Source organism: Sinomonas susongensis (assembly GCF_005877005.1).
GTDB classification, from domain to species: domain Bacteria; phylum Actinomycetota; class Actinomycetes; order Actinomycetales; family Micrococcaceae; genus Sinomonas; species Sinomonas susongensis.
The window spans coordinates 661,711-682,091 of record NZ_SSNH01000001.1 but is presented as its reverse complement, the minus strand read 5'-3'; the positions used below and the strand labels follow the sequence as shown (position 1 = coordinate 682,091).

Below are 20,381 nucleotides of genomic sequence, written 5' to 3'. Positions count from 1 at the left end.
AGCACCATGAGCAAGCACTTCGTGCCGGAGAACCTGCCCACCCACCTGCAGCACTACATCGGCGGCAAGCGCGTCGACTCGATCGGCGCTGAGACATTCGAGGTCCTCGACCCCGTCACCAACACCACGTATGCGACCGCAGCGTCCGGCCAGAAGGCGGACATCGACGCTGCCGTCGCCGCCGCGACCGACGCATTCGAGCACGGTCCGTGGCCCCGCATGAAGCCGCGGGCCCGGGCACGGATCCTCAACGCGGTCGCCGACGCCGTCGAGGCGCAGGAAAGCCGGCTCGCCGAGATGGAGACCTTCGACACCGGGCTTCCGATCACGCAGGCGCGAGGCCAGGCGCAGCGCGCGGCCGAGAACTTCCGCTTCTTCGCGGACCTCATCGTCGCGCAGCAGGACAACGCCCTCAAGGTGCCCGGCAGCCAGCTCAACTACGTCAACCGCAAGCCCATCGGAGTGGCCGGCCTCATCACGCCGTGGAACACGCCGTTCATGCTCGAGTCCTGGAAGCTCGCGCCGTCGATCGCCTCCGGGTGCACCGTCGTGCTCAAGCCGGCCGAGTTCACGCCGCTCTCGGCGTCGCTGTGGGCAGGCATCTTCGAGGAGGCGGGCCTGCCCGAGGGCGTGTTCAACCTCGTCAACGGCTTCGGTGAGACCGCCGGCGACTCGCTCGTCAAGCACCCGGGCGTCCCGCTCATCTCGTTCACGGGCGAATCGTCGACCGGACAGCTGATCTTCCGCAACTGCGCGGAGAACCTCAAGGGAATGTCGATGGAGCTCGGCGGGAAGTCCCCCGCCGTCGTCTTCGCCGATGCGGACCTCGACGCCGCGATCGACTCCACGCTCTTCGGCGTCTTCTCCCTCAACGGCGAGCGCTGCACGGCCGGCTCGCGCATCCTCGTCGAGCGCAGCGTCTACGACGAATTCACCGAGCGGTACGCGGAGCGGGCCAAGAAGATCGTCGTCGGCGACCCGCACGATCCTAAGACCCAGGTCGGCGCGCTCGTGCACCCCGAGCACTACGAGAAGGTCATGAGCTACGTCGAGATCGGCAAGTCCGAGGGGCGCCTCCTGGCCGGCGGCGGCCGCCCCGAGCACCTTCCCGAGGGGCAGGAGGACGGCTCCTACGTCGCCCCGACAGTGTTCGCAGACGTGAAGCCCGACGCGCGGATCTTCCAGGAGGAGATCTTCGGCCCGGTCGTGGCGATCACACCGTTCGACGACGACGACGAGGCCCTTTCGCTCGCGAACAACACGAAGTACGGCCTCGCCGCCTACGTGTGGACGAACGACCTCAAGCGGGCCCACAACTTCGCCCAGTCGATCAACGCCGGCATGGTCTGGCTCAACTCGCACAACGTCCGCGACCTCCGCACGCCGTTCGGTGGCGTCAAGGCCTCCGGGCTCGGCCACGAGGGCGGCTACCGCTCGATCGACTTCTACACGGACCAGCAGGCCGTCCACATCACGCTCGGCGAGGTCCACACCCCGAAGTTCGGCGCCTGACGCCCACATCCCGAGAACGCTCAATGAGGAGAGACACCGTGACCGACAACACCGAATCCGCCCACCGTCCCACCAGCGACCCATCCGGCCTTGTGCCCTCCGTCCCCGCGCCCGATATTGTCCGCTGCGCCTACCTCGACCTCGTCGTCACCGACCTCAAGCGGTCCCGCGACTTCTACGTGGACCTCCTCGGCCTCCACGTGACGTACGAGGACGACGAGGCGATCTACCTGCGTTCCTTCGAGGAGTTCATCCACCACAACCTCGTGCTGCGCAAGGGACCGATCGCTGCCGCCGCGGCGTTCGCGTTCCGCGTGCGCACACCGGAGGACGTGGACCGCGCCGAGGCCTACTTCCGAGAACTCGGCTGCCGCACCGAACGCCGCAAGGAGGGCTTCGTCCGGGGCATCGGCGACGCCGTGCGCGTCGAGGATCCCCTGGGCTTCCCGTACGAGTTCTTCTACGAGGTCGAGCACGTGGAGCGCCTCCACATGCGCTATGACCTGTACTCGGCGGGCGAGCTCGTGCGCCTCGACCACTTCAACCAGGTCACTCCCGACGTGCCGCGGGGCCGCACCTACCTCGAGGGCCTCGGCTTCCGCGTCTCGGAGGACATCAAGGACTCCGAGGGCACCACGTACGCGGCCTGGCTGCACCGCAAGGAGACCGTCCACGACACCGCCCTCACCGGCGGCGACGGTCCGCGCCTGCACCACATCGCGTTCTCGACCCACGAGAAGCACAACATCATCCAGATCTGCGACAAGATGGGCGCGCTGCGCATGTCGGACCGGATCGAGCGCGGGCCCGGCCGCCACGGGGTGTCCAACGCGTTCTACCTCTACATCCTCGACCCGGACGGGCACCGTGTGGAGATCTACACGCAGGACTACTACACGGGCGACCCGGACAACCCCACCATCACGTGGGATGTCCACGACAACCAGCGCCGTGACTGGTGGGGCAACCCCGTGGTCCCCAGCTGGTACACGGAGGCCTCGCTCGTGCTCGACCTGGACGGGAACCCGCAGGAGGTCATCAAGCGCGAGGACAAGTCCGAGATGGCCGTGACGATCGGCGCCGACGGCTTCTCCTACACACGCGCGGGCGACGACGCGGGCTCCTACCGCGGCGAGGCCTCGAAGGGCTTCAAGCTGGGAAGCCAGGTCTGAGACGTGCTGGATCCCCAGACCATCGAGAAGATCGCCGACGAACTCGTCGAGGCCGGGCGGACCCGCACTCCCGTCGCACTCCTCCACACCCGGTACGAGGGCATGGACATCGAGGACTCGTACGCGGTGCAGAAGCTCTGGGCCTCTCGGCTCGAGGCTCAGGGCAAGCGTGTCGTCGGCCGCAAGATCGGGCTGACGTCCAAGGCGATGCAGGCCGCGACCGGGATCACGGAGCCGGACTACGGAGTCATCTTCGACGACATGGTCCTCGGGAACGCGGCAGTGGTCGAGTGGAAGCGTTACACGCATCCCAGGATCGAGGTCGAGCTCGCGTTCCGGCTCAGCCAGGACCTCAAGGGCCCGGGCGTCACGCTCTTCGACGTCCTCGACGCCACGGACTACGTGGTCCCGGCCCTCGAGATCCTCGACTCCCGCATCGAGATGCAGGGCCGCACCATTGTCGACACGATCTCGGACAACGCGGCGATGGGCGCCATGGTGGTCGGCGGGCGCCCGGTGCGGCCGCACGACGTCGACCTCCGCTGGGTCTCCGCTCTCCTCTACCAGAATCAGGAGATCGTCGAGACCGGGGTTGCTGCCGGCGTCCTCAACCACCCTGCGAGCGGGGTCGCGTGGCTCGCCGACAAGCTCGCCCAGCACGGGCAGTCCCTGAGGGCCGGCGACCTCGTCCTCGCCGGATCCTTCACTCGGCCCATGTGGGTGTACGAGGGAGACACCGTGTTCGCCGACTACGGACCCCTGGGGACAGTGACATGCCGTTTCGCCTAGAGCCCGAGCGGACGTTCCGGCACGCGCTCGCCCAGCCGGAGGGACAGGACAAGGCCCAGGGAGGCGGCGAAGCGCGAGCGAAGATCGGCCTCTGGGTCTGCTCCGGCAGCGCTCTCGTCGCCGAGATCATGGCGGGTTCCGGTGCGGACTGGATCCTCATCGACACCGAGCACAGCCCCAACTCGCTCGAGTCTGTCCTCGCGCAGCTTCAGGCCGTGCACGGCTACCCCGTCCTGCCCATGGTGCGCCTGCCGTGGAACGACGTCGTGCTGATCAAGCAATACCTCGACCTCGGCGCGCAGAACCTCCTCATCCCGATGGTCAACGACGCCGAGCAGGCGCGGGCCGCCGTCGCCGCCGTGCGGTACCCGCCGCACGGCGTGCGCGGGGTCGGGTCCGCGCTGGCGCGTGCGGCCCGCTGGAACCGGATCCCGGACTACCTCGCCCGGGCCGACGAGACCATCTCGCTCGCGGTGCAGATCGAGACGGCCGAGGCGGTGGGCAACGTCGACGAGATCCTCGCCGTCGACGGCGTCGACGCGATCTTCATCGGCCCGTCCGACCTCGCTGCGTCGATGGGCTACCTGGGCCAGCAGGAGCATCCCGAGGTGGTCTCCGCCGTCGAACGCTGCCTCGCCGCCGCGCAGACGGCGGGGAAGCCCGCAGGCGTCAACGCGTTCGTCGAGGCGACGGCACGCCGGTACATCGAGGCGGGCGCCCGCTTCGTCCTCGTGGGCGCGGACGTCGCCATCCTCGCGCGCTCGAGCGAGGAGCTCGCCGTCCGCTTCTCAGACCCGGGCACGGACGACGCCGAGCGGCCGGCGGGCTACTGACACCTCGCCTGGCGGGGGCGGCCAGGCACATGGCCTAGTGCTGCCCCCGCCAGAGCCGCCGCCACCATGTGCGCTGCTTCCTCCGCACCTCCTCCTCGGCCGCAGCCTCCTCCTCATCGCTCCGAGCCGCGGCCGACCGTTCTTCCCGCCGCTCGCGCCACCGCTGCACCTCGCCGTCGACGTCCCGGGTCTTCGTGATCACGGGCGGCCCGCCCTCGAGCTGCCGCCGCGCATCGATCACCCTCGCGTTGAAGTCCTCCACGGCCGCGCGCACCTCGCGCTCGCTCGAGAACGTGTCGAGGCGCTCGTCCATCTGCGCGTCCTCGACGCGCAGGAGCAAGGCCTTCGGCCCCAGGCCGGTCAGCTGCTCGCGCTGGATGAGGCCTTTGATCCACCAGTCGGGATCGTACGTCCCGCCCAGTCCCGGGATCGGCTTCCCGGCGTATTTGAGGTTGTCGAACTCGCCGCGCGCCATCGCGTCCCGCACGAGGTACTCCGCTCGGACCGCAGGGTCGAACTTCAGGCGCTTCTTGCGCAGCTCCTCCTCGGCGGCCTGCTCAGGATCGCTCTCCGCGTCCCCGGCCGCCCTGAGCTCGGCGGCGCGTTCAAGGCGCCGCCTCAGCTCGTCAGCTCCCCCAGGACTCACAGCTCATCACCTCGCACCACCAGAATCGACTGGAGCATCCTTACCCGGACGCCGGCGGCCTGAGCGCGCATACTGACATCATGGCCTCATCCCCGGGGGCTGGACCAGCGGATGAGGGCACGGGCCTCTACCTGGACCGCGCCCACGCGGGGCGCGTCCTTGCGTCGGCGCTCAGGGGCACCGTGTTCCGAGAGAGCCCGACCGGAGACAGCCTGCCGGGATCGGGGCACCTCCCCCTCGTCGTCGGCCTGAGCCGCGGCGGGGTCGCGGTGGCTGCCGAGGTGGCGCGTGCCCTTGGCCTGCCGTTCGACGTCGTGCCCGCCAGGAAGCTGGGCATCCCGGGCCACGAGGAGGTCGCCTTCGGGGCAATCGCCTCGTGCGACGGCGAGCGCTGCGCCGATGTGGACATGCCCCTGGTCCGCCGCCTCCTCGCTGCGGGATTCGCGAATGCGTCGCTCGAGAGGGGGCGCCAACGTGAGATCTCCGAGCTCGAGCGTCAGGAGGCCCTCTTCCTCGCTGGTCGCCGCCAGGGGGCGGCCGGTCGCACGGTCATCGTGTGCGACGACGGCGCCGCGACCGGGGACACCGCGAGGGCGGCGATCGCCGCAGTCCGGGCGGCGGGTGCGCGCGCCGTCGTCCTCGCCCTGCCGGTCGCTCCGCCGGGAGTCGTCGAGGATCTTGCCGAAGTGGCGGATCGGGTCGTGTGCCCGCACCAGCCTCCGGCCTTCCTCTCGGTCGGCGGGGCCTACAAGGGCTTCCCGCAGTGCAGCGACGACGAGGTCCGCGGATTGCTCGAGCACCGGGACGCGCCCCTGGACAGGCCAGCGCCCGGGTAGGCCAGCATGGGCACAGGCCAGCGTGGACTCGCCCGGCTGGGTACCGCTACCTACCCTGCACCGAGGCGAGCCCACGCCACTTCCAAACTGTCTCCTTCAGGGATGCATCGGCTAGGGCGTTCAGACCCTAGTCGTCCTCGCCCAGGTGGTGCGCCCTCGTCTCTTCCTCGCCATGCCCGATCCGCTGGTACACGGCCGGATCCACGCGGCGGATCCGGAGCGCCCAGAAGATCCCTGCCACCCCCGGGACGATGATCAGGGCCGGAAGGATGAAGCTCACGGGGCTGGACTCCGTCTGGCCGAGCAGCACGTCGAAGTTCGCGACGATGAAGCCGAAGATGACCGCGAGGGCGACCGCGCCGATGGCGGGGGCCACGACGGCCGACCACGCGCCCTGGGCGAGCCGACGGCGCCGCCGGAAGAAGCCGATGACGGCCACCGAGACGACCGCCATGAGCAGTACAAGGCCCATCGCGCCGGCGTTCGTGAGCCAGGTGAACATCGTGAGCACGGGATAGAGCGGGTCGGCTCCGTTCCCGGCGATCGCGAAGGCAACGGTCACGATGACGGCGATCCCGGTCTGGACGAGGGAGCCCGCCTTGGGCGCACCGTGGCGGCTCGTCGCCTCGAGCCATGCGGGGATGACGCGCTCGCGGCCGAGGGAGAAGAAGTAGCGCGCCACCGCGTTGTGGAAGCTCACGAGGGCCGCGAAGAGGCTCGTGCAGAACAGCACCTGTGCGATGTCCGCGACCAGCTGGCCGACGTGGCCGGAGAGGAAGCCGAAGACGAGGTCCGGCCCCTGCTTCCCTGCCGCGTCGAAGAGCTGCGACGGTCCCGTGCCCACGGCCATGGCCCACGAGGAGACGGCGTAGAAGACCGCGATGACGCCGACCGCGGTGTAGGTCGCGCGCGGGATGGTCCGCTGCGGGTCCTTGGCTTCCTCGCCATAGATCGCCGCGGACTCGAAGCCCATGAACGCGGCGACCCCGAACGAGAGGACCGCTCCCACGCCCGGGACGAACAGGCTGGCGGGCGAGAGCGGGGCCGCTGTGACACCCTCGGGGGCAACGGCGAATGAGACGACGTCGTACACGATGACGACGAGGAACTCGAGGGCGACAAGCCCACCCAGGACCTTGGCCGAGAGGTCGACGCGGTTGACGCCGAGCACTGCGACGACCGCGATGCAGATGATCACCGGAATCCACCACGGGACGCTGAGGCCGAACCTCGCGGACAGGAGCGAGGAGACCGTGAAGCCGAAGAGCCCGTAGATGCCGACCTGCATGAGGTTGTAGGCCATGAGCGCCACGAGCGAGGCCCCGACTCCGGCGGGGCGGGAGATGCCTTGGGAGACGTACGCGTAGAACGCGCCGGCGTTGGTGACGTGACGGCTCATCGCGGCGTAGCCCACCGCGAAGACGGCCAGCACGGCCCCCAGGATCAGATACGACAGGGGCACACCGAGGAGCCCTGTCACGGCGAAGGTCGTCGTCACGCCGCCGGCGAGGACAGTCAGCGGCGCGGAAGCGGCGATGATCATCATGGTCACCGACGCCACGCCGAGCCTACGCTCCCTTGCGTGTGCCACGGCTGGCGTGCCCCCCTTCGCGCGGTGCGAGCTCGTCTCGATGCTCATGGGTTCTCCAGTCTCAATAAGGATCGTTGGATGCGGCTGCGGCCGCAGCACCATCGTGCTGCGGCCGCGTGCCGTGTGACTTGTCCCACAGCGAACGCTTCTTGTCCTCGGGAGCGAGGCTCAGCGCGTGGGGCCAAGCCGCGACTAGGGGTGGCAGTGGCCGCCCTCGCGCGGGGCCGACGGGGGGACGTCGAGGACGGGGCTGCGGTCGAAGAATCCCTCTGGCCGGAGGCGGAACCCCACGTGGTCCACAGGCATGATGGGCCAGTCCTCAGTGCGGGGGAAATGGGTGAGGCCGAAGGTGTGCCAGACGACCAGCTGGGTGCCGTCGAGGTCGCGGTCCCGGGCCTGGAAGGCCGGGAGGCCTGCGCCGCCGGAGTGCTGGTTGACGAAGTCCCCTGTCGGATACCGCTCCGCCTCGTCATAGGCGGTGACCCACAGGTCCCTGATCGCGAACGCGGCGCGCCGAGCGACTGAGGAGGACGGGTCCGCGAGCAGCATGGGCTGCCCCTGCGGGTGCAGCTTGTAGCCGATCGGCTCCCCGAGCCTGTTGAGGGACTCGGGGTTGGACACGATCCACGTGCGGCCAGCCGCCATGTCGGCGCTGCGGGCCCCTTCGGACTCGCGGCGGATCACGGTGCGGCGGCGCGTGAACGCGTTGCCGCGCTCGTTGCCGGGACCAAGGGGGACGCGCACGGCGTCCTCCTCCTCGACCCGGTTCGGGCCGCCGTCGAGGGCGAAGTCGAGGCGTGCGCTGAACAGGTGCTGGTGGAAGGGCGCACCCAGGCCGGGGGCGAGCTCCGACGCGTACTCGTAGCCCTTGCCGGGGTACGCGCTCGTGAACACCACGCCGGTCGCCTTCGCCTCGAACTCGATCGTGCCGTCGAGGTAGAGGTACCAGTAGAAGCCGTAGTCGTAGTTTCCGATCGTGGTGAAGAAGCTGATGACGAGGCGACGGTTGCGCCGAACGTAGTCCACGCCCGCCCACAGGTCCGAGTGCTTGGCCAGGATCGACCAGTCCTCCTCGTGCATGCAGATGCCGTTGCGGATGGTCCTCGGGTTGCCGAACGAGTCGCTCACCACCGGGCTCAGGTACGTGATCTCGCCGAGGCAGTCGCAGCCCAGCTCGAGCGAGTTCGCGTACTGGCCGACGAGGTACTCGCCCGTGTCGAAGTAGTTCTGCCACGAGCGCACGGGCGACGGGTCCCCGTACGGGACGACCATCTCGGCGATCGAGGCCCGGTCCAGGATCCGCCGCCGACGCGGGGCGCTGGCCTTCCGCGGGGAGTCCGAGGCGACGTCGTCGAATGCGATGTTGTGCAGCACGAGGCCCTCGCGCACGTCGAAGCCGACATCGAGGCTCCACCGCTCCCACTCGACGTGGTTTCCCCCGGTGACCGTGAAGCTGGGCCCCTCGGGCTGTGTGATCTCGATCGGCCGCTGGCTTGTGCGCAGCGGACCGGTGAGCTCCGGGTCGGTGAAGTTGCCGTGCTCGGAAGGCACGGGGACGGGCCCGAAGTCCAGGATCTGGTCGACCGAGCGGTTGACGATGTCGACGTACGCGACGAGCCCGTCGACCGGGTGGGCCCAGGGAAGGTCCTCGGGGGACTCCTGGACGAACGCAAGCCCCCGAAGGATCCTGCGCCCCTTCTCCTCCGGGTACTCGAACACGCCCGCGGAGAGGGGCGCGACCCGGACCTTGGCGACGTCCAGCTCGCGGGCCGCGAGTGCCTCGAGCCAACGCCCATCCGCGTTGAGGATCTCCTCGACGGCCTCGAACTCCTCCGCCATGACCGGAAGCTCGCCCATGACGGCCGTGTCGAGTTCGACGTCGGAGACCAGGCTCCGGTGGGTCACGGAGACGACGACGTCGTGCGGCCGACCCCCGGAGATGTCGTGCACGAACGCCCGGAAGCGCCGGTCGACGGGAGCCTCGGCAGAAGCACCGTCGTGCTCGGCGTCGGCAGCCGAACGGCGCGGTGGGTCGACGAGCCCGAGGTACGCGATGCGGGTCGTCTCGCTCCATCGGCCCACCTCGGCGAGGACCTCGCGGACCGCGTTGATCTCCTCGGCGCTCGCCAGGGCGTAGGCGCTGCCTTCTGTCGCTTCCGCTGCCGCGCTGTGGCATGCGTGGCCGACTCCCTGGCTGGTCTCGTGGGTCTGGGACGTCGGCGTCTCGGTGCTCATGGTGCCTCCGGGCTGGAAGTCGGTTTTTTCTATAGACGTAGACAATAACCGCCTGTAAGCTGAATCACAACAGCCGTAGAAAAAAGATCGGGAGAAAGCGGAGGGCGATGCCGAAGATCGTGGACCACCACCAGCGCCGAGTGGAGCTCGTGGACGCGACCTGGCGGATCATCGCCGAGAAGGGCCTCGACGGCGCGACGATGCGGGACATCGCGGCCGCAGCCGGGTTCGCGAACGGTGCCCTCAAACCCTATTTCCCCACGAAGGACCACCTGCTCGACTTCGCGTTCGAGCACATCTTCGCCCAGACGAACCGGCGCATGAGGGAGGCCACCCAAGGCCTCTCGGGCCGGGCGGCCCTCCGCGCGTACTGCCACGAGATCCTGCCGCTCGACGACGAGCGGCTCAACGAGGCCCGGGTCGCCATCGCGTTCTGGCAGAAGGCCCTCCAGGACCCCGCGAAAGCCGCCGTGCACGACCGCGCCATGGAGCAGTGGCGCGAGTCCCTCAAGCTGCTGCTCGCCGACGCGGGCTACCGGGGCGACGACCCCGAGAACTCAGTCGGAGCCGTGATGGACCTCCTGCTCGGGGCGCAGATCACGGCCACCCTCTCCCCCGCCCACCACTCGCCCCAAAAGCTCGTCGCCCAGCTCGACACCCTTCTCGACGCCCTCGTCTAAAGACCCATCCAAGCTCGACGCCCTCACCCAAGGGAGGATCAGGATGACACCACCCACCACGTCCCCGGCGGCCGCCCTCGACCTCTCCGTCGCGCACGACGCCGACACGTGGCGCTGGGCGACCTCGGAGTCCTTTGTGCCGCTCAAGGTCACCGTCGACCGTCCCGCGGGCTTCCGAGGAACCATGCGGGGCAAGCGGCTCCTGCCCGACGACCTCGCCATGATCGAGGTCGACGCGAGCGGTCACGCCGTCCACCGGACCGAGGAGCTCATCGCCGCGTCCGAATTGAAGTACTTCAAGCTCGGCATCCAGCTCGCGGGCACGGGGCTCCTCCTCCAGGACGGCAGGGAAGCCGTGCTGCAGCCGGGAGACCTCGCGGTGTATTCGACTGACCGGCCGTACACGCTCGCGTTCGACGGCGACTTCCGCTCGCTCGTGCTCATGTTCCCGCACGCCGCGCTCGACCTTCCCGCGGAGGCCATGGCACAGGTGACCGCGACGGCCATCAGCGGCTCCAGTGGACTCGGGCTGCTCGTGAGCCCGTTCCTGATCCGCCTCGCGGAGAACCTCGAGGCGATCGCAGGGCCCAACGGCACCCGCCTCGTCCGCAACGCCCTCGACCTTGTGACCACACTGTTCAACGGCGAACTCGACATGCGGGCCGCTGCCTCGCGCGACCCGCACCAGATCCTCCTCGCGCGCATCCACGACTTCATCGAGGCCCGGCTCGGCGATCCCGAGCTCTCCCCCGGGTCGATCGCCGCGGCGCACTACATCTCGACCCGCCACCTGCACGACCTCTTCCGAGAGCTCGGCACGACCGTCGCGTCGTCGATCCGCGAGCGCCGGCTCGAGCGCTGCCGCCGCGACCTCCGGGACCCCGTGCTCGCCGACCGGCCAGTGACGGCGATCGCTGCGAGGTGGGGCTTCCTCGACTCCGCGCACTTCAGCCGCATCTTCCGGGCCGCGTTCGGCGAATCGCCCACGGGCTACAGGGCCAACGCGTAGACAGCGTCAACAGCTAGACCGCGTCAACAGGGCCAGGCCTCCGGGCCCCAGCCGCCCCGTCCCACCACTCGAGGACCCGAGAGCCGAAGAACGTCAGCCACTTCGACGGCTCGCCCTCCGGCACGTCGACTTCGAACCACACGCGGCCCGGGGTCACGCTCCCCTGGAGCCACGTCCCGTCGTTCCGCCGTTCGGCACGGACGACGGCGATCGCCTCCGCGAGGCGCTCATCGGGCGCGATGCCGTCGTGACGGGCGGCGCACCTGAAGTAGTCGAGGGCACGCAGCGCGCTGTACTGCCAGCGGAACGGGTAGGCGAAGCGCGTGGCCCAGGGACCGACGGTCTCGCCCGTCGTGAGCCTCCGGAGCAGGTGGCGCTCGAGGAGGTACTCCTCCCCCGCCTTGCGCGCGCTCCGGAGCGTTCGGGTGCCGCCCGTCGCGGCTTCGTAGTAGAGGAGACCCCGGAGGGCGTTGAGGGTCGAGTGGAATGAGGACCGCCTCGATCCGTTGACCCACTCGCAGTTCCACCCGCCGTCGTCCATCCTGTGCCCGAGGAACCAGTCGGCGATCCCACCGACATCCGCGCCGAGCCACGCGCCGTTGGCCAGGGTGTAGGCGTTGATGCAGCAGTCGACCTCGCCGCCCCAATACGGGAGGCCGCCGTAGTCCCAGCGGCTGTTGGCGGCGAGGCGCTCCGCGGTTCCGCTGAGCGCTGCCGCGTCGAGGCCCCAGTCGCGGAGCGCGTTGAGGCTCCACGTCGTTGCCGTCCACGGCTGCCCCGCACCCTCGGCGGCTTCCGGGCCGTGGAAGTCGAAGTCGCCGGGAAAGTAAGATCCCCCTGCCCACTGGCCGTCCGGCTCCTGGAGGGCGAGCAGGCGGCCGCCGAACCCCTCGTCGGCAACCCGGGCGCGCGTCGCGGCCCACGTACGACGAGGAGAGCCGAGGAGGTCCCGCTCGACCTGCCAGCGGAGAGCCGGGTCTGATTCCACGAGCCATGCGAGGACTGGGTCGGGAACCGCCATGGCCACAGGCTAGTCAGTGCTGGTCCGCTCGTAAACGGTCCCGCCCTAGCCCTCGGAGAGGCTATTCGATATCCTATAGGATCAGTAGCTGACAAGGATCAGCACCCCAACGACGAGGGAGTCCCATGGCCCGCATCTCCTCCATCACGACTCAGGACATCCGCTTCCCCACCTCGCTCGAGCTCGACGGCTCCGACGCCGTCAACGTCGACCCGGACTACTCGGCCGCCTACGTCGTCATCCGCACGGATGCAGGCGAAGAGGGCCATGGCTTCGTCTTCACGGGCGGTCGCGGCAACGAAATCGTGGTCAGAGCCATCCAGTCCTACGGCGAGCTGCTGACCGGCCTCGACGCCGACGCCCTCGTGGCCGACCTCGGCGAGGCGTCCCGACGCCTCGTCCACGATTCCCAGCTCCGCTGGCTCGGCCCGGAGAAGGGGGTGAGCCACATGGCATGCGGCGCACTCGTCAACGCGCTGTGGGACCTCAGGGCCCGCCGCGAGGGCAAGCCGCTCTGGCTTCTCCTGAGCGAGCTGAGCCCGGAGGAGATCGTCGACGTCATCGACTTCACCCACATCTCGGACGCCCTCTCCCCCGCCCAGGCACTCGACCTCCTGCGGGCCGGGCAGTCCGGCAAGGAAGAGCGGATCGCAGCGCTCCAGTCGGACGGCTACCCTGCCTACACGACCTCGCCGGGCTGGCTCGGCTACAGCGACGAGAAGCTCGTGCGGCTCAGCCGGGAAGCCGTCGCCGACGGCTTCTCCATGATCAAGCTCAAGGTCGGCGGAAGCGTCGAGGACGACCGCCGCCGCCTCGGCCTCGCGAGAGGGGCCGTGGGCACGCTGCCCATCGCCATCGACGCCAACCAGCGCTGGGACGTCCCCGAAGCCATCGAATGGGTCAAGGCGCTCGCGGAGTTCGAGCCGTACTGGATCGAAGAGCCGACGAGCACGGACGACATCCTCGGCCATGCCGCCATCCGGAAGGGCGTCTCCCCGATCCGGGTCGCGACCGGCGAGGCAGTGGCCAACAGGATCGTCGTGAAGCAGCTCCTGCAGGCCGGCGCGATCGACGTCCTCCAGATCGACTCCACGAGGGTCGCCGGCGTGAACGAGAACATCGCCAACGTCCTCCTCGCGGCCCAGTTCGGCGTGGCCGTCTGCCCGCACGCCGGCGGCGTCGGGCTCTGCGAGCTCGTCCAGCACTTCTCGTTCTTCGACTACGCGGCCGTCTCCGGAACCCAGGAGGACCGCATGATCGAGTACGTCGACCACCTCCACGAGCACTTTGCCGACCCCGTCCGGATCGACCGCGGCAGATACCTCGCGCCCCAGCGCCCAGGCACGGGGGCCGAGATCCTCGCAGCCTCCCGCGAGCGCTGGGAGTTCCCGTCCGGGCCAGGCTGGCTCGAGGTCGGGTCACGCGCTGCCGTCTCCTCCCCGAGCCTGGCGGGAGACGCGCGATGAGCCAGGGCGCGATCAGAGAGCAGACGACGGCGGCAGATCTCGCCGAGACCGTCGAGGCGGCCCACCGGGCCTTCCTCGAGGGCAGGAGCGCGGATCCGAGGACGAGGTCCGAGTGGCTCGATTCGGTGGCGTCCGCACTCGAGGCCGACGCGGAAGCGCTCGTCGAGGTCGCGTCACGGGAAACGCACCTCGCCGAGCAGAGGCTCACGGGTGAACTGCGCCGCAGCGTCTTCCAGCTGCGGCTCTTCGCAGCCGAGATCCGGGCCGGGGAACACCTGGACGCGACCATCGACCACGCCGATCCCCAGTGGGGCATGGGCCCCCGCCCCGACATCCGCCGGATGAATGTCCCGCTCGGAGTCGTCGGCGTGTTCGGGGCCTCCAACTTCCCGTTCGCGTTCAGCGTCGCCGGCGGCGACACCGCCTCGGCGCTCGCGGCCGGCTGCGCCGTCGTGCACAAGGGCCACGAAGCCCACCCCGAACTCGCCGTCCTGACGGCCGCCGCCGTCGTCCGCGGCCTCGAGGCGGCGGGTGCGCCGACGGGCCTCTTCGGCCTCGTCACGGGACGCGAAGCCGGCATTCAGCTCGTCCAGCATCCCCTCGTCAAGGCGATCGGCTTCACGGGCTCGACCGCAGGCGGACGCGCCCTCATGGACCTTGCGGCCAAGCGCCCCGAGCCCATCCCGTTCTACGGCGAGCTCGGCGGGATCAACGCCGTGGTCGTCACGCCCAGCGCGTGGCAGAAGCGCCGCAGCGAGGTGCTCTCCCAGTACGTGGGCTCCTTCACGTTGGGCATGGGGCAGTTCTGCACGAAGCCCGGCCTGCTGTTCGTCCCCGCCGGCGAGGACGAGGAGCTCGAACAGCCCCTCCGCGAGGCGCTTCGCGGGGTCACCCGCCACCCGCTCCTCAGCGAGCACCTGGCCGCCGGCTACGAGAAGGCTGTCGACGCCATGTCGTCGCTCGAGGGCGTTCGCACCCTGATCCCGGGCAGCTTCGGCCCGGCACCGGAGCCGACCGTCCTCGAGGCCGAGGCAGGCGCCGCCTTCGCCGACCCCGAACTGCTCCGCCGCGAGATGTTCGGGCCGGCCAGCCTCGTGGTGCGCTATTCCGACGACGACGAGCTCCTCCGGCTCGTCGGCCTGCTTGAAGGGCAGCTCACGACGGCGATCCAGGGAACGGCCGACGACGTCTCCCCCACGCCCGGCGAGCTCACGGGGCAGCTGGCCGAGAGGCTCGTCGAGCGCAGCGGGCGCGTCCTCTGGAACGAATGGCCCACGGGCGTGACCGTCAGCTACGCCCAGCATCACGGCGGCCCCTACCCCGCGACGTCGAGCAACACGACCTCGGTCGGGACTGCGGCCATCCGCCGCTTCCTGCGCGCCGTTGCCTTCCAGGGGTGGCCCGAGGATCGGCTGCCCGAGCCGCTGCGGGACGCCAACCCGTGGCGCGTCCCGCAAAGGGTCGACGGCGTATGGAAGCGGCCGGAGATAGGACAGGGAGAGGCAGAATGACGGAGCTCGAGAACATCCTGCCCGAGGACGCGGACGCCGCGGTCCTCGTCGGCCGAGTCTGGGATCCCGAGGCCGGCGGGCCGCGCGTCGTCGCGGTCCGGGGACGGGACGTCTACGACCTCCAGGAGGGGGCACCCACGGTGGCTGGCCTCCTCGCCACACCCGACCCGGCCGACGTCGTCCGCCGCGCCGTCGCCCGCCACGACGCACCGCGCTGGTCCACGGCCGAAGTGGTCGAGGCAGCCGAGGCGGGCGACCGCTCGCGCCCGCATGTGCTCGCACCGATCGACCTCCAAGTGGTCAAGGCGTGTGGCGTGACGTTCGTGGAGAGCATGATCGAGCGCGTCATCGAGGAGCGCGCCGCGGGCGACCCCGCTAGGGCGGCCCAGCTCCGCGAGCGGGTGGGCGCGGCACTGGGCGGCAGCCTCGACGGGGTGCGCCCGGGCAGCGCCGAGGCTGAGAAGGCGAAGGCCGTCCTCAAGGAGGAAGGCCTGTGGTCCCAGTACCTCGAAGTCGGCATCGGGAAGGATCCCGAGGTGTTCAGCAAGGCCCCGGTGCTCGCGTCCGTGGGCCACGGGGCGAAGATCGGGATCCTGGACGCGTCGGAGTGGAACAACCCGGAGCCCGAGCTCGTCCTCGTCGTCGCTCCTGACGGCCGCGCGGTGGGCGCCGCCTTGGGCAACGACGTCAACCTTCGCGACATCGAGGGGCGAAGCGCCCTCCTGCTCGGAAAGGCCAAGGACAACAACGCGTCCTGCGCCCTGGGCCCCTTCATCCGCCTCTTCGACGGCAGCTTCACGCTCGACTCACTGCGGAACGAGGAAATCCTGCTCGATGTGCTCGGCGCGGATGGCTTCCGCCTCGAAGGGCGGAACAGCCTCGCCCACATCAGCAGGCCGTTCGAGGAGCTCATCTCGGCCACGGTCGGCCGCCACCACCAGTACCCCGACGGCTTCGCGCTCTTCACCGGGACCCTCTTCGCACCCGTACAGGACCGCGGTGAACCGGGGAAGGGCTTCACCCATCAGGTCGGGGACCGCGTGGCGATCTCGAGCCCGAGGCTCGGGACGCTCGCCAACGTCGTGGGGCGGTGCGAGGACCTTCCGCCGTGGGAGTACGGCCTGGGCGAGTTCTTCGCCTATCTCACAAGGACGGCACTGCGCGGGAACGGCATGAGCTGGTCGAGCACGGCTCCCGCCGGCCGCGGCGTCGAGGCCTGAGGCTGGCCCCTCGGCCCTGGCCCTGAACTCGGGTCGTCGCGAGGGACGACGACCGCCGGATCCAGCTCGCAGCCAGCATGGCGGCCGCGAAGTCCGCGCCGACGACGGCAAGCATCGAGAGCTCGCCGTCGGCAGGATCCGAGGATCCGGGTCCGACGGCGGACGACGACGGTCCGGGGCTGGCGGACGGAACCGCCGTCTGCGCTGGGGCTGTTCCGGCGTGGCCGGACCCGGAGTGGGCCATCCCGGCTTGCCCCATCCCCGCGTGAGCCATCCCCGCGTGAGCCATCCCCGCCTGGGCCATCCCCGGCGTGACGCCGAGCAGCAGCGCTCCGTGCAGAAGGGCCATTCCGAGCGACATGCCCACGAGGATGCGGGCCGAGCGCAGCGACGGCGCGCGCCACATGCTCCAGGCGCAGGGGGCGCAGGCCGCTGCCATGACGACCGCGGCCCAAGCCATGAGGCCGCCCGAGGCCACCATCGCCAGGTGGGCGGCAACGCCGCCCCCGGCGGCCGCTGCGGCCCATCTGGCGTGGTGGCCCGCGGAACGGGACCGATCTGCTGTGCCGCGTGCCCGGAGGCGGAGGGTGGGAGGTGCGGCCCTGAAGGCGGTGTCAGCCATAGGTCCAGACTGGCCTCTCCGGATCGATGGCGCCTTCACAGGAGCGCACGGCGCTTGACGAGGAGAGAATGGTGGCGGATCTTCTCGGGCGAGCCTTTCCAAGTGTTCCTATATCCTATAGGATCGAGGGAAAGTGACTCAGAGTGGAGGCAGCAGCTCATGACACGGCTCTGGAACGACCCAGCCGATTTCGCAGATGACATGGTGGAGGGCTTCGTCCGCGCAAACAGCCGCTGGGTGCGCAAGGTCTACGGCGGCGTGACCCGCAGCACGCAGGCGGCGGAGCCCGAGGTTGCGCTCGTCATCGGCGGCGGGAGCGGCCACTACCCGGCCTTCGCCGGGCTCGTGGGCCCGGGCCTCGCCCACGGTGCCGCGATGGGGAACCTGTTCGCCTCACCGTCCGCACATCAGGTCGAGTCCGTTGCCCGGGCGAGCCACCGCGGTCGCGGCGTCCTGCTCAGCTACGGGAACTACGCGGGAGACGTCCTGCACTTCACGGAGGCGCAGGACGCACTGCGCGCAGACGGCATCGACTGCCGCACAGTCACCGTGACCGACGACATCTTCTCGGCCCCTCCCGAGGAGGCCGAGAAGCGCCGCGGCATCGCCGGGGACCTGACCGTCTTCAAGGTCGCGGGTGCTGCGGCGTCGCTCGGCTACGACCTCGACGGGGTCGAGCGCGTCGCACGGCTCGCCAACGACCGGACCCGTTCGCTCGGGGTCGCCTTCTCCGGCTGCACGATGCCGGGCGCCGCCGAGCCGCTCTTCACCGTTCCCGAGGGCCGCATGGCGGTTGGCCTCGGCATCCACGGTGAGCCGGGGCTCGACGAGACCGACATCCCGACGGCGGACGGCCTCGCCGAGCTGTTCGTCGGCCAGCTCCTTGCCGACGCCGAGGTTCCCACGGAAGCCGCCAAGGCAGGCGGGCGGGTCGTGCCCATCCTCAATGGACTCGGATCGGTCAAGTCCGAGGAGCTCTTCATCGTGTACGCCCGGGTGGCCGAGCTCCTCGAGTCCGCCGGCCTCACGATCGTCGACCCCCAGGTCGGCGAGTTCTGCACGAGCTTCGACATGGCGGGCGTCTCGCTCACGCTCCTGTGGCTCGACGACGAGCTCGAACGGCTCTGGCTCGCTCCCGCCGACACTCCCGCGTACCGGTGCGGCGCGGTGGACCACGCAGCGCTTTCACCGACGGCCGACGACGCCGATGCGGACGAGCGGGCGACCGTGCCTTCCGCATCGGCCGCCTCCAAGGAGGCATCGCGGCTCATCGCCGAACTGCTCAACGCGACCCGCGAGGTGATCGACGCCCACGCCGACGAGCTGGGCCGCATCGACGCCATCGCCGGCGACGGCGACCACGGCATCGGGATGCAGCGGGGAGCCCGGTCTGCAGCGGCCGAGGCTGCGGCCCTCGTCGACCTGGGAGCCGGAGCGGGCACGCTTCTCTCCCGTGCAGGCGATGCATGGGCCGACCACGCTGGAGGGACCTCCGGCGCCCTCTGGGGCGTCATCCTCCGGACCCTCGGAGCGCATCTGGGCGACACCGAGCCCGTCTCCGCCGAGGTCGTCAGCGCGGGGGTGCTCGCCGCCTCCGACGCCGTCCGGTCCTATGGCAAGGCCCGCGTGGGCGACAAGACGCTCGTCGACGCCCTCGTGCCCTTCGCCGACACTCTGGCCGCCCGGGTGAAGGGCGGATGCGGGCTCTCCGCGGCGTGGGAGGCCGCCGCGCAGGCGGCGAACACAGCAGCCGAGCGCACGTCGGACCTCATGCCCGGGCTCGGCCGGGCGCGGTCGCACGGCGAGAAGGCCCTCGGCGTCCCAGACCCCGGGGCCGTCTCGCTCGCACTCATCGTGACGACGGTCGGCTCGCGCCTCGGCACTGCAGACGTAGCCCAGTAGGGAACCGGCCGGCGCCAACAGGGAACCGGCGCCAACAGGGAACCGGCGCCAATAGGGAAGAAACCAACAGAAAAGGTGACACCATGCCACAGTGGCGAATCGTCGTCGGCTCCGATGATGCCGGCTTCGAATACAAGGAAGCCATCAAGAAGGACCTCGAGGGAAGCGACCTCGTCGTCTCGGTCACGGACGTGGGCGTGACCGCCGAGGGCCACACGAACTATCCGACCATCGCAACGACGGCGGCGGAGATCGTGGCCCGGGGCGAGGCGGACCGCGCGGTCCTCATCTGCGGAACGGGCCTCGGCGTCGCGATCGCCGCGAACAAGGTTCCGGGAATCCGCGCGGTCACCGCCCACGATTCCTTCTCGGTCGAGCGCTCGGTGCTCTCCAACAACGCGCAGGTGCTGTGCATGGGCCAGCGTGTGGTGGGGCTCGAACTCGCGCGGCGGAACGTGCGCGAATGGCTCACGTACGAATTCGACGAGTCAAGCCCCTCGAACGAGAAGGTCCAGGAGCTCTGCGCCTACGAGGGCGTCTGACTTGGCGCCGTACCTCGTCGGGGTGAGCCTCAAGATGTACTTCAGCCACGCGAGGACCGTCGAGTGGTGCAGTGAAGTCGCGGAGCTCGCCCGGTCGCACCGAGCCGTGCGTGAGGGCACGGTCGAACTGTTCGTCGTCCCCAGCTACCTCTCCGTGCCGGCCGCGGTGGGCATCCTCCGCGGCCTCGCCGCGGTCGGCGCCCAGGACCTCGCGGCAGCGGACGAGGGTGCGTTCACCGGCGAGGTCAGCGGCGCCGAAATAGCGGAGGTCGGGTGCCGCCTGGTCGAGGTCGGCCATGCCGAGCGCCGGCGACTCTTCGGGGAGACGGACGCCGTCGTCCGCGCCAAGACGGACGCCGCGCTCCGCAACGGGCTCACGCCGATCCTCTGCGTCGGCGAGGCGCAGCGCGGGGAGCCAGCCGCCGCGGTGCGCGAGTGCGTGCGCCAGGTGGACGATGCCCTCGCGTCGGCCCGTGAGGCTGGCCGCGAGGCCACCGTCACTGTCGCCTACGAGCCCCATTGGGCGATCGGCGCGGAAGCCCCAGCCGAGCCCGAGCACATCCGATCCGTCTGCGAGGGCCTTCGCCTCCATCTGAAGTCGTCCCCGCATTCCGCCGGCTCGCGTGTCATCTACGGCGGGAGCGCCCGGCCCGGGATGCTCAGCGAGATCGCGGACGACGTCGACGGGCTGTTCCTCGGCCGCTTCGCCCACCGCGTCGAGGCCCTGGGCGAGATCCTCGACGAGGTCCTTGCTGTCGAGGCCGCGAGGACGGCCTAGAACTGCTTCCTGTCAA

The 20,381-nt window shown here is 70.1% G+C and carries 18 protein-coding genes; 13 read left to right on the top strand and 5 right to left on the bottom strand.

The window, feature by feature from the left end; translation table 11 throughout:
* Positions 1-6: 6 nt before the first annotated feature.
* The 4 genes from hpaE to E6A21_RS03110 are packed head-to-tail and all read left to right on the top strand — an operon-like array spanning position 7 to position 4,306.
* Positions 7-1,512, top strand: coding sequence for a 5-carboxymethyl-2-hydroxymuconate semialdehyde dehydrogenase (gene hpaE, locus E6A21_RS03125; protein ID WP_138442631.1), 1,506 nt, complete (start codon positions 7-9; stop codon positions 1,510-1,512).
* Positions 1,513-1,550: 38 nt separating this feature from the next.
* Positions 1,551-2,684, top strand: a complete 1,134-nt coding sequence (gene hpaD, locus E6A21_RS03120; RefSeq protein WP_246036148.1) for a 3,4-dihydroxyphenylacetate 2,3-dioxygenase — start codon at positions 1,551-1,553, stop codon at positions 2,682-2,684.
* 3 nt (positions 2,685-2,687) lie between these two features.
* A complete protein-coding gene (gene hpaH, locus E6A21_RS03115; protein ID WP_138442629.1) occupies positions 2,688-3,473 on the top strand; it encodes a 2-oxo-hept-4-ene-1,7-dioate hydratase in 786 nt (261 codons plus the stop codon).
* Positions 3,458-4,306: an HpcH/HpaI aldolase family protein gene (locus tag E6A21_RS03110; protein WP_138442628.1), complete on the top strand. Its 849-nt coding sequence runs from the start codon at positions 3,458-3,460 to the stop codon at positions 4,304-4,306. Before hpaH ends, E6A21_RS03110 begins: the two co-directional genes overlap by 16 nt.
* Positions 4,307-4,340: 34 nt before the next feature.
* Here the strand turns inward: E6A21_RS03110 and E6A21_RS03105 are convergent, their stop codons facing one another.
* Positions 4,341-4,952 (bottom strand): DnaJ family domain-containing protein, encoded by a 612-nt coding sequence (locus E6A21_RS03105; protein WP_138442627.1) that lies wholly within the window; start codon positions 4,950-4,952, stop codon positions 4,341-4,343.
* 80 nt (positions 4,953-5,032) lie between these two features.
* On the opposite strand from E6A21_RS03105, the gene E6A21_RS03100 reads away from it, so the two are divergent.
* Positions 5,033-5,788: a phosphoribosyltransferase gene (locus E6A21_RS03100; protein WP_138442626.1), complete on the top strand. Its 756-nt coding sequence runs from the start codon at positions 5,033-5,035 to the stop codon at positions 5,786-5,788.
* A gap of 127 nt (positions 5,789-5,915) precedes the next feature.
* On the opposite strand, the gene E6A21_RS03095 is transcribed toward E6A21_RS03100, so the two are convergent.
* A complete protein-coding gene (locus E6A21_RS03095; RefSeq protein ID WP_138442625.1) occupies positions 5,916-7,427 on the bottom strand; it encodes an APC family permease in 1,512 nt (503 codons plus the stop codon).
* Between the two features lie 144 nt (positions 7,428-7,571).
* Complete coding sequence (locus tag E6A21_RS03090; RefSeq protein ID WP_138442624.1) at positions 7,572-9,614, bottom strand: primary-amine oxidase; 2,043 nt, start codon at positions 9,612-9,614, stop codon at positions 7,572-7,574.
* Between the two features lie 107 nt (positions 9,615-9,721).
* On the opposite strand from E6A21_RS03090, the gene E6A21_RS03085 reads away from it, so the two are divergent.
* Positions 9,722-10,294, top strand: coding sequence for a TetR/AcrR family transcriptional regulator (locus E6A21_RS03085; RefSeq protein WP_138442623.1), 573 nt, complete (start codon positions 9,722-9,724; stop codon positions 10,292-10,294).
* A 43-nt stretch (positions 10,295-10,337) separates the two neighbouring features.
* Positions 10,338-11,303 carry an AraC-like ligand-binding domain-containing protein gene (locus E6A21_RS03080; RefSeq protein ID WP_138442622.1) on the top strand — a complete coding sequence of 322 codons (966 nt, stop codon included), beginning with the start codon at positions 10,338-10,340 and terminating at the stop codon, positions 11,301-11,303.
* Positions 11,304-11,316: 13 nt separating this feature from the next.
* On the opposite strand, the gene E6A21_RS03075 is transcribed toward E6A21_RS03080, so the two are convergent.
* Positions 11,317-12,324 carry a squalene cyclase gene (locus E6A21_RS03075; RefSeq protein WP_138442621.1) on the bottom strand — a complete coding sequence of 336 codons (1,008 nt, stop codon included), beginning with the start codon at positions 12,322-12,324 and terminating at the stop codon, positions 11,317-11,319.
* 125 nt (positions 12,325-12,449) lie between these two features.
* On the opposite strand from E6A21_RS03075, the gene E6A21_RS03070 reads away from it, so the two are divergent.
* Genes E6A21_RS03070 through E6A21_RS03060 form a run of 3 tightly spaced genes read left to right on the top strand, consistent with a single transcriptional unit; the run spans position 12,450 to position 16,521 of the window.
* Positions 12,450-13,790: an enolase C-terminal domain-like protein gene (locus E6A21_RS03070; protein WP_138442620.1), complete on the top strand. Its 1,341-nt coding sequence runs from the start codon at positions 12,450-12,452 to the stop codon at positions 13,788-13,790.
* On the top strand, positions 13,787-15,301 hold the full coding sequence (locus E6A21_RS03065) for an aldehyde dehydrogenase (NADP(+)) (protein ID WP_138442619.1): 1,515 nt from the start codon (positions 13,787-13,789) through the stop codon (positions 15,299-15,301). Before E6A21_RS03070 ends, E6A21_RS03065 begins: the two co-directional genes overlap by 4 nt.
* Positions 15,298-16,521 (top strand): fumarylacetoacetate hydrolase family protein, encoded by a 1,224-nt coding sequence (locus E6A21_RS03060; protein WP_138442618.1) that lies wholly within the window; start codon positions 15,298-15,300, stop codon positions 16,519-16,521. The genes E6A21_RS03065 and E6A21_RS03060 overlap by 4 nt, the downstream gene beginning before the upstream one ends.
* On the opposite strand, the gene E6A21_RS03055 is transcribed toward E6A21_RS03060, so the two are convergent.
* Positions 16,445-17,143, bottom strand: coding sequence for a hypothetical protein (locus tag E6A21_RS03055; protein WP_138442617.1), 699 nt, complete (start codon positions 17,141-17,143; stop codon positions 16,445-16,447). The genes E6A21_RS03060 and E6A21_RS03055 overlap by 77 nt on opposite strands.
* A gap of 159 nt (positions 17,144-17,302) precedes the next feature.
* Here E6A21_RS03055 and E6A21_RS03050 point away from each other — a divergent pair, with 159 nt between their 5' ends.
* The 3 genes from E6A21_RS03050 (at position 17,303) to E6A21_RS03040 (ending at position 20,365) form a co-directional block, all read left to right on the top strand.
* The gene (locus E6A21_RS03050) at positions 17,303-19,045 is read left to right on the top strand and encodes a dihydroxyacetone kinase family protein (protein ID WP_138442616.1); all 1,743 of its coding nucleotides are present in this window, start codon (positions 17,303-17,305) and stop codon (positions 19,043-19,045) included.
* Between the two features lie 83 nt (positions 19,046-19,128).
* A complete protein-coding gene (locus tag E6A21_RS03045; RefSeq protein ID WP_138442615.1) occupies positions 19,129-19,587 on the top strand; it encodes a ribose-5-phosphate isomerase in 459 nt (152 codons plus the stop codon).
* A 1-nt stretch (position 19,588) separates the two neighbouring features.
* Positions 19,589-20,365, top strand: a complete 777-nt coding sequence (locus E6A21_RS03040) for a triose-phosphate isomerase family protein (RefSeq protein ID WP_138442614.1) — start codon at positions 19,589-19,591, stop codon at positions 20,363-20,365.
* Positions 20,366-20,381 lie beyond the last annotated feature (16 nt).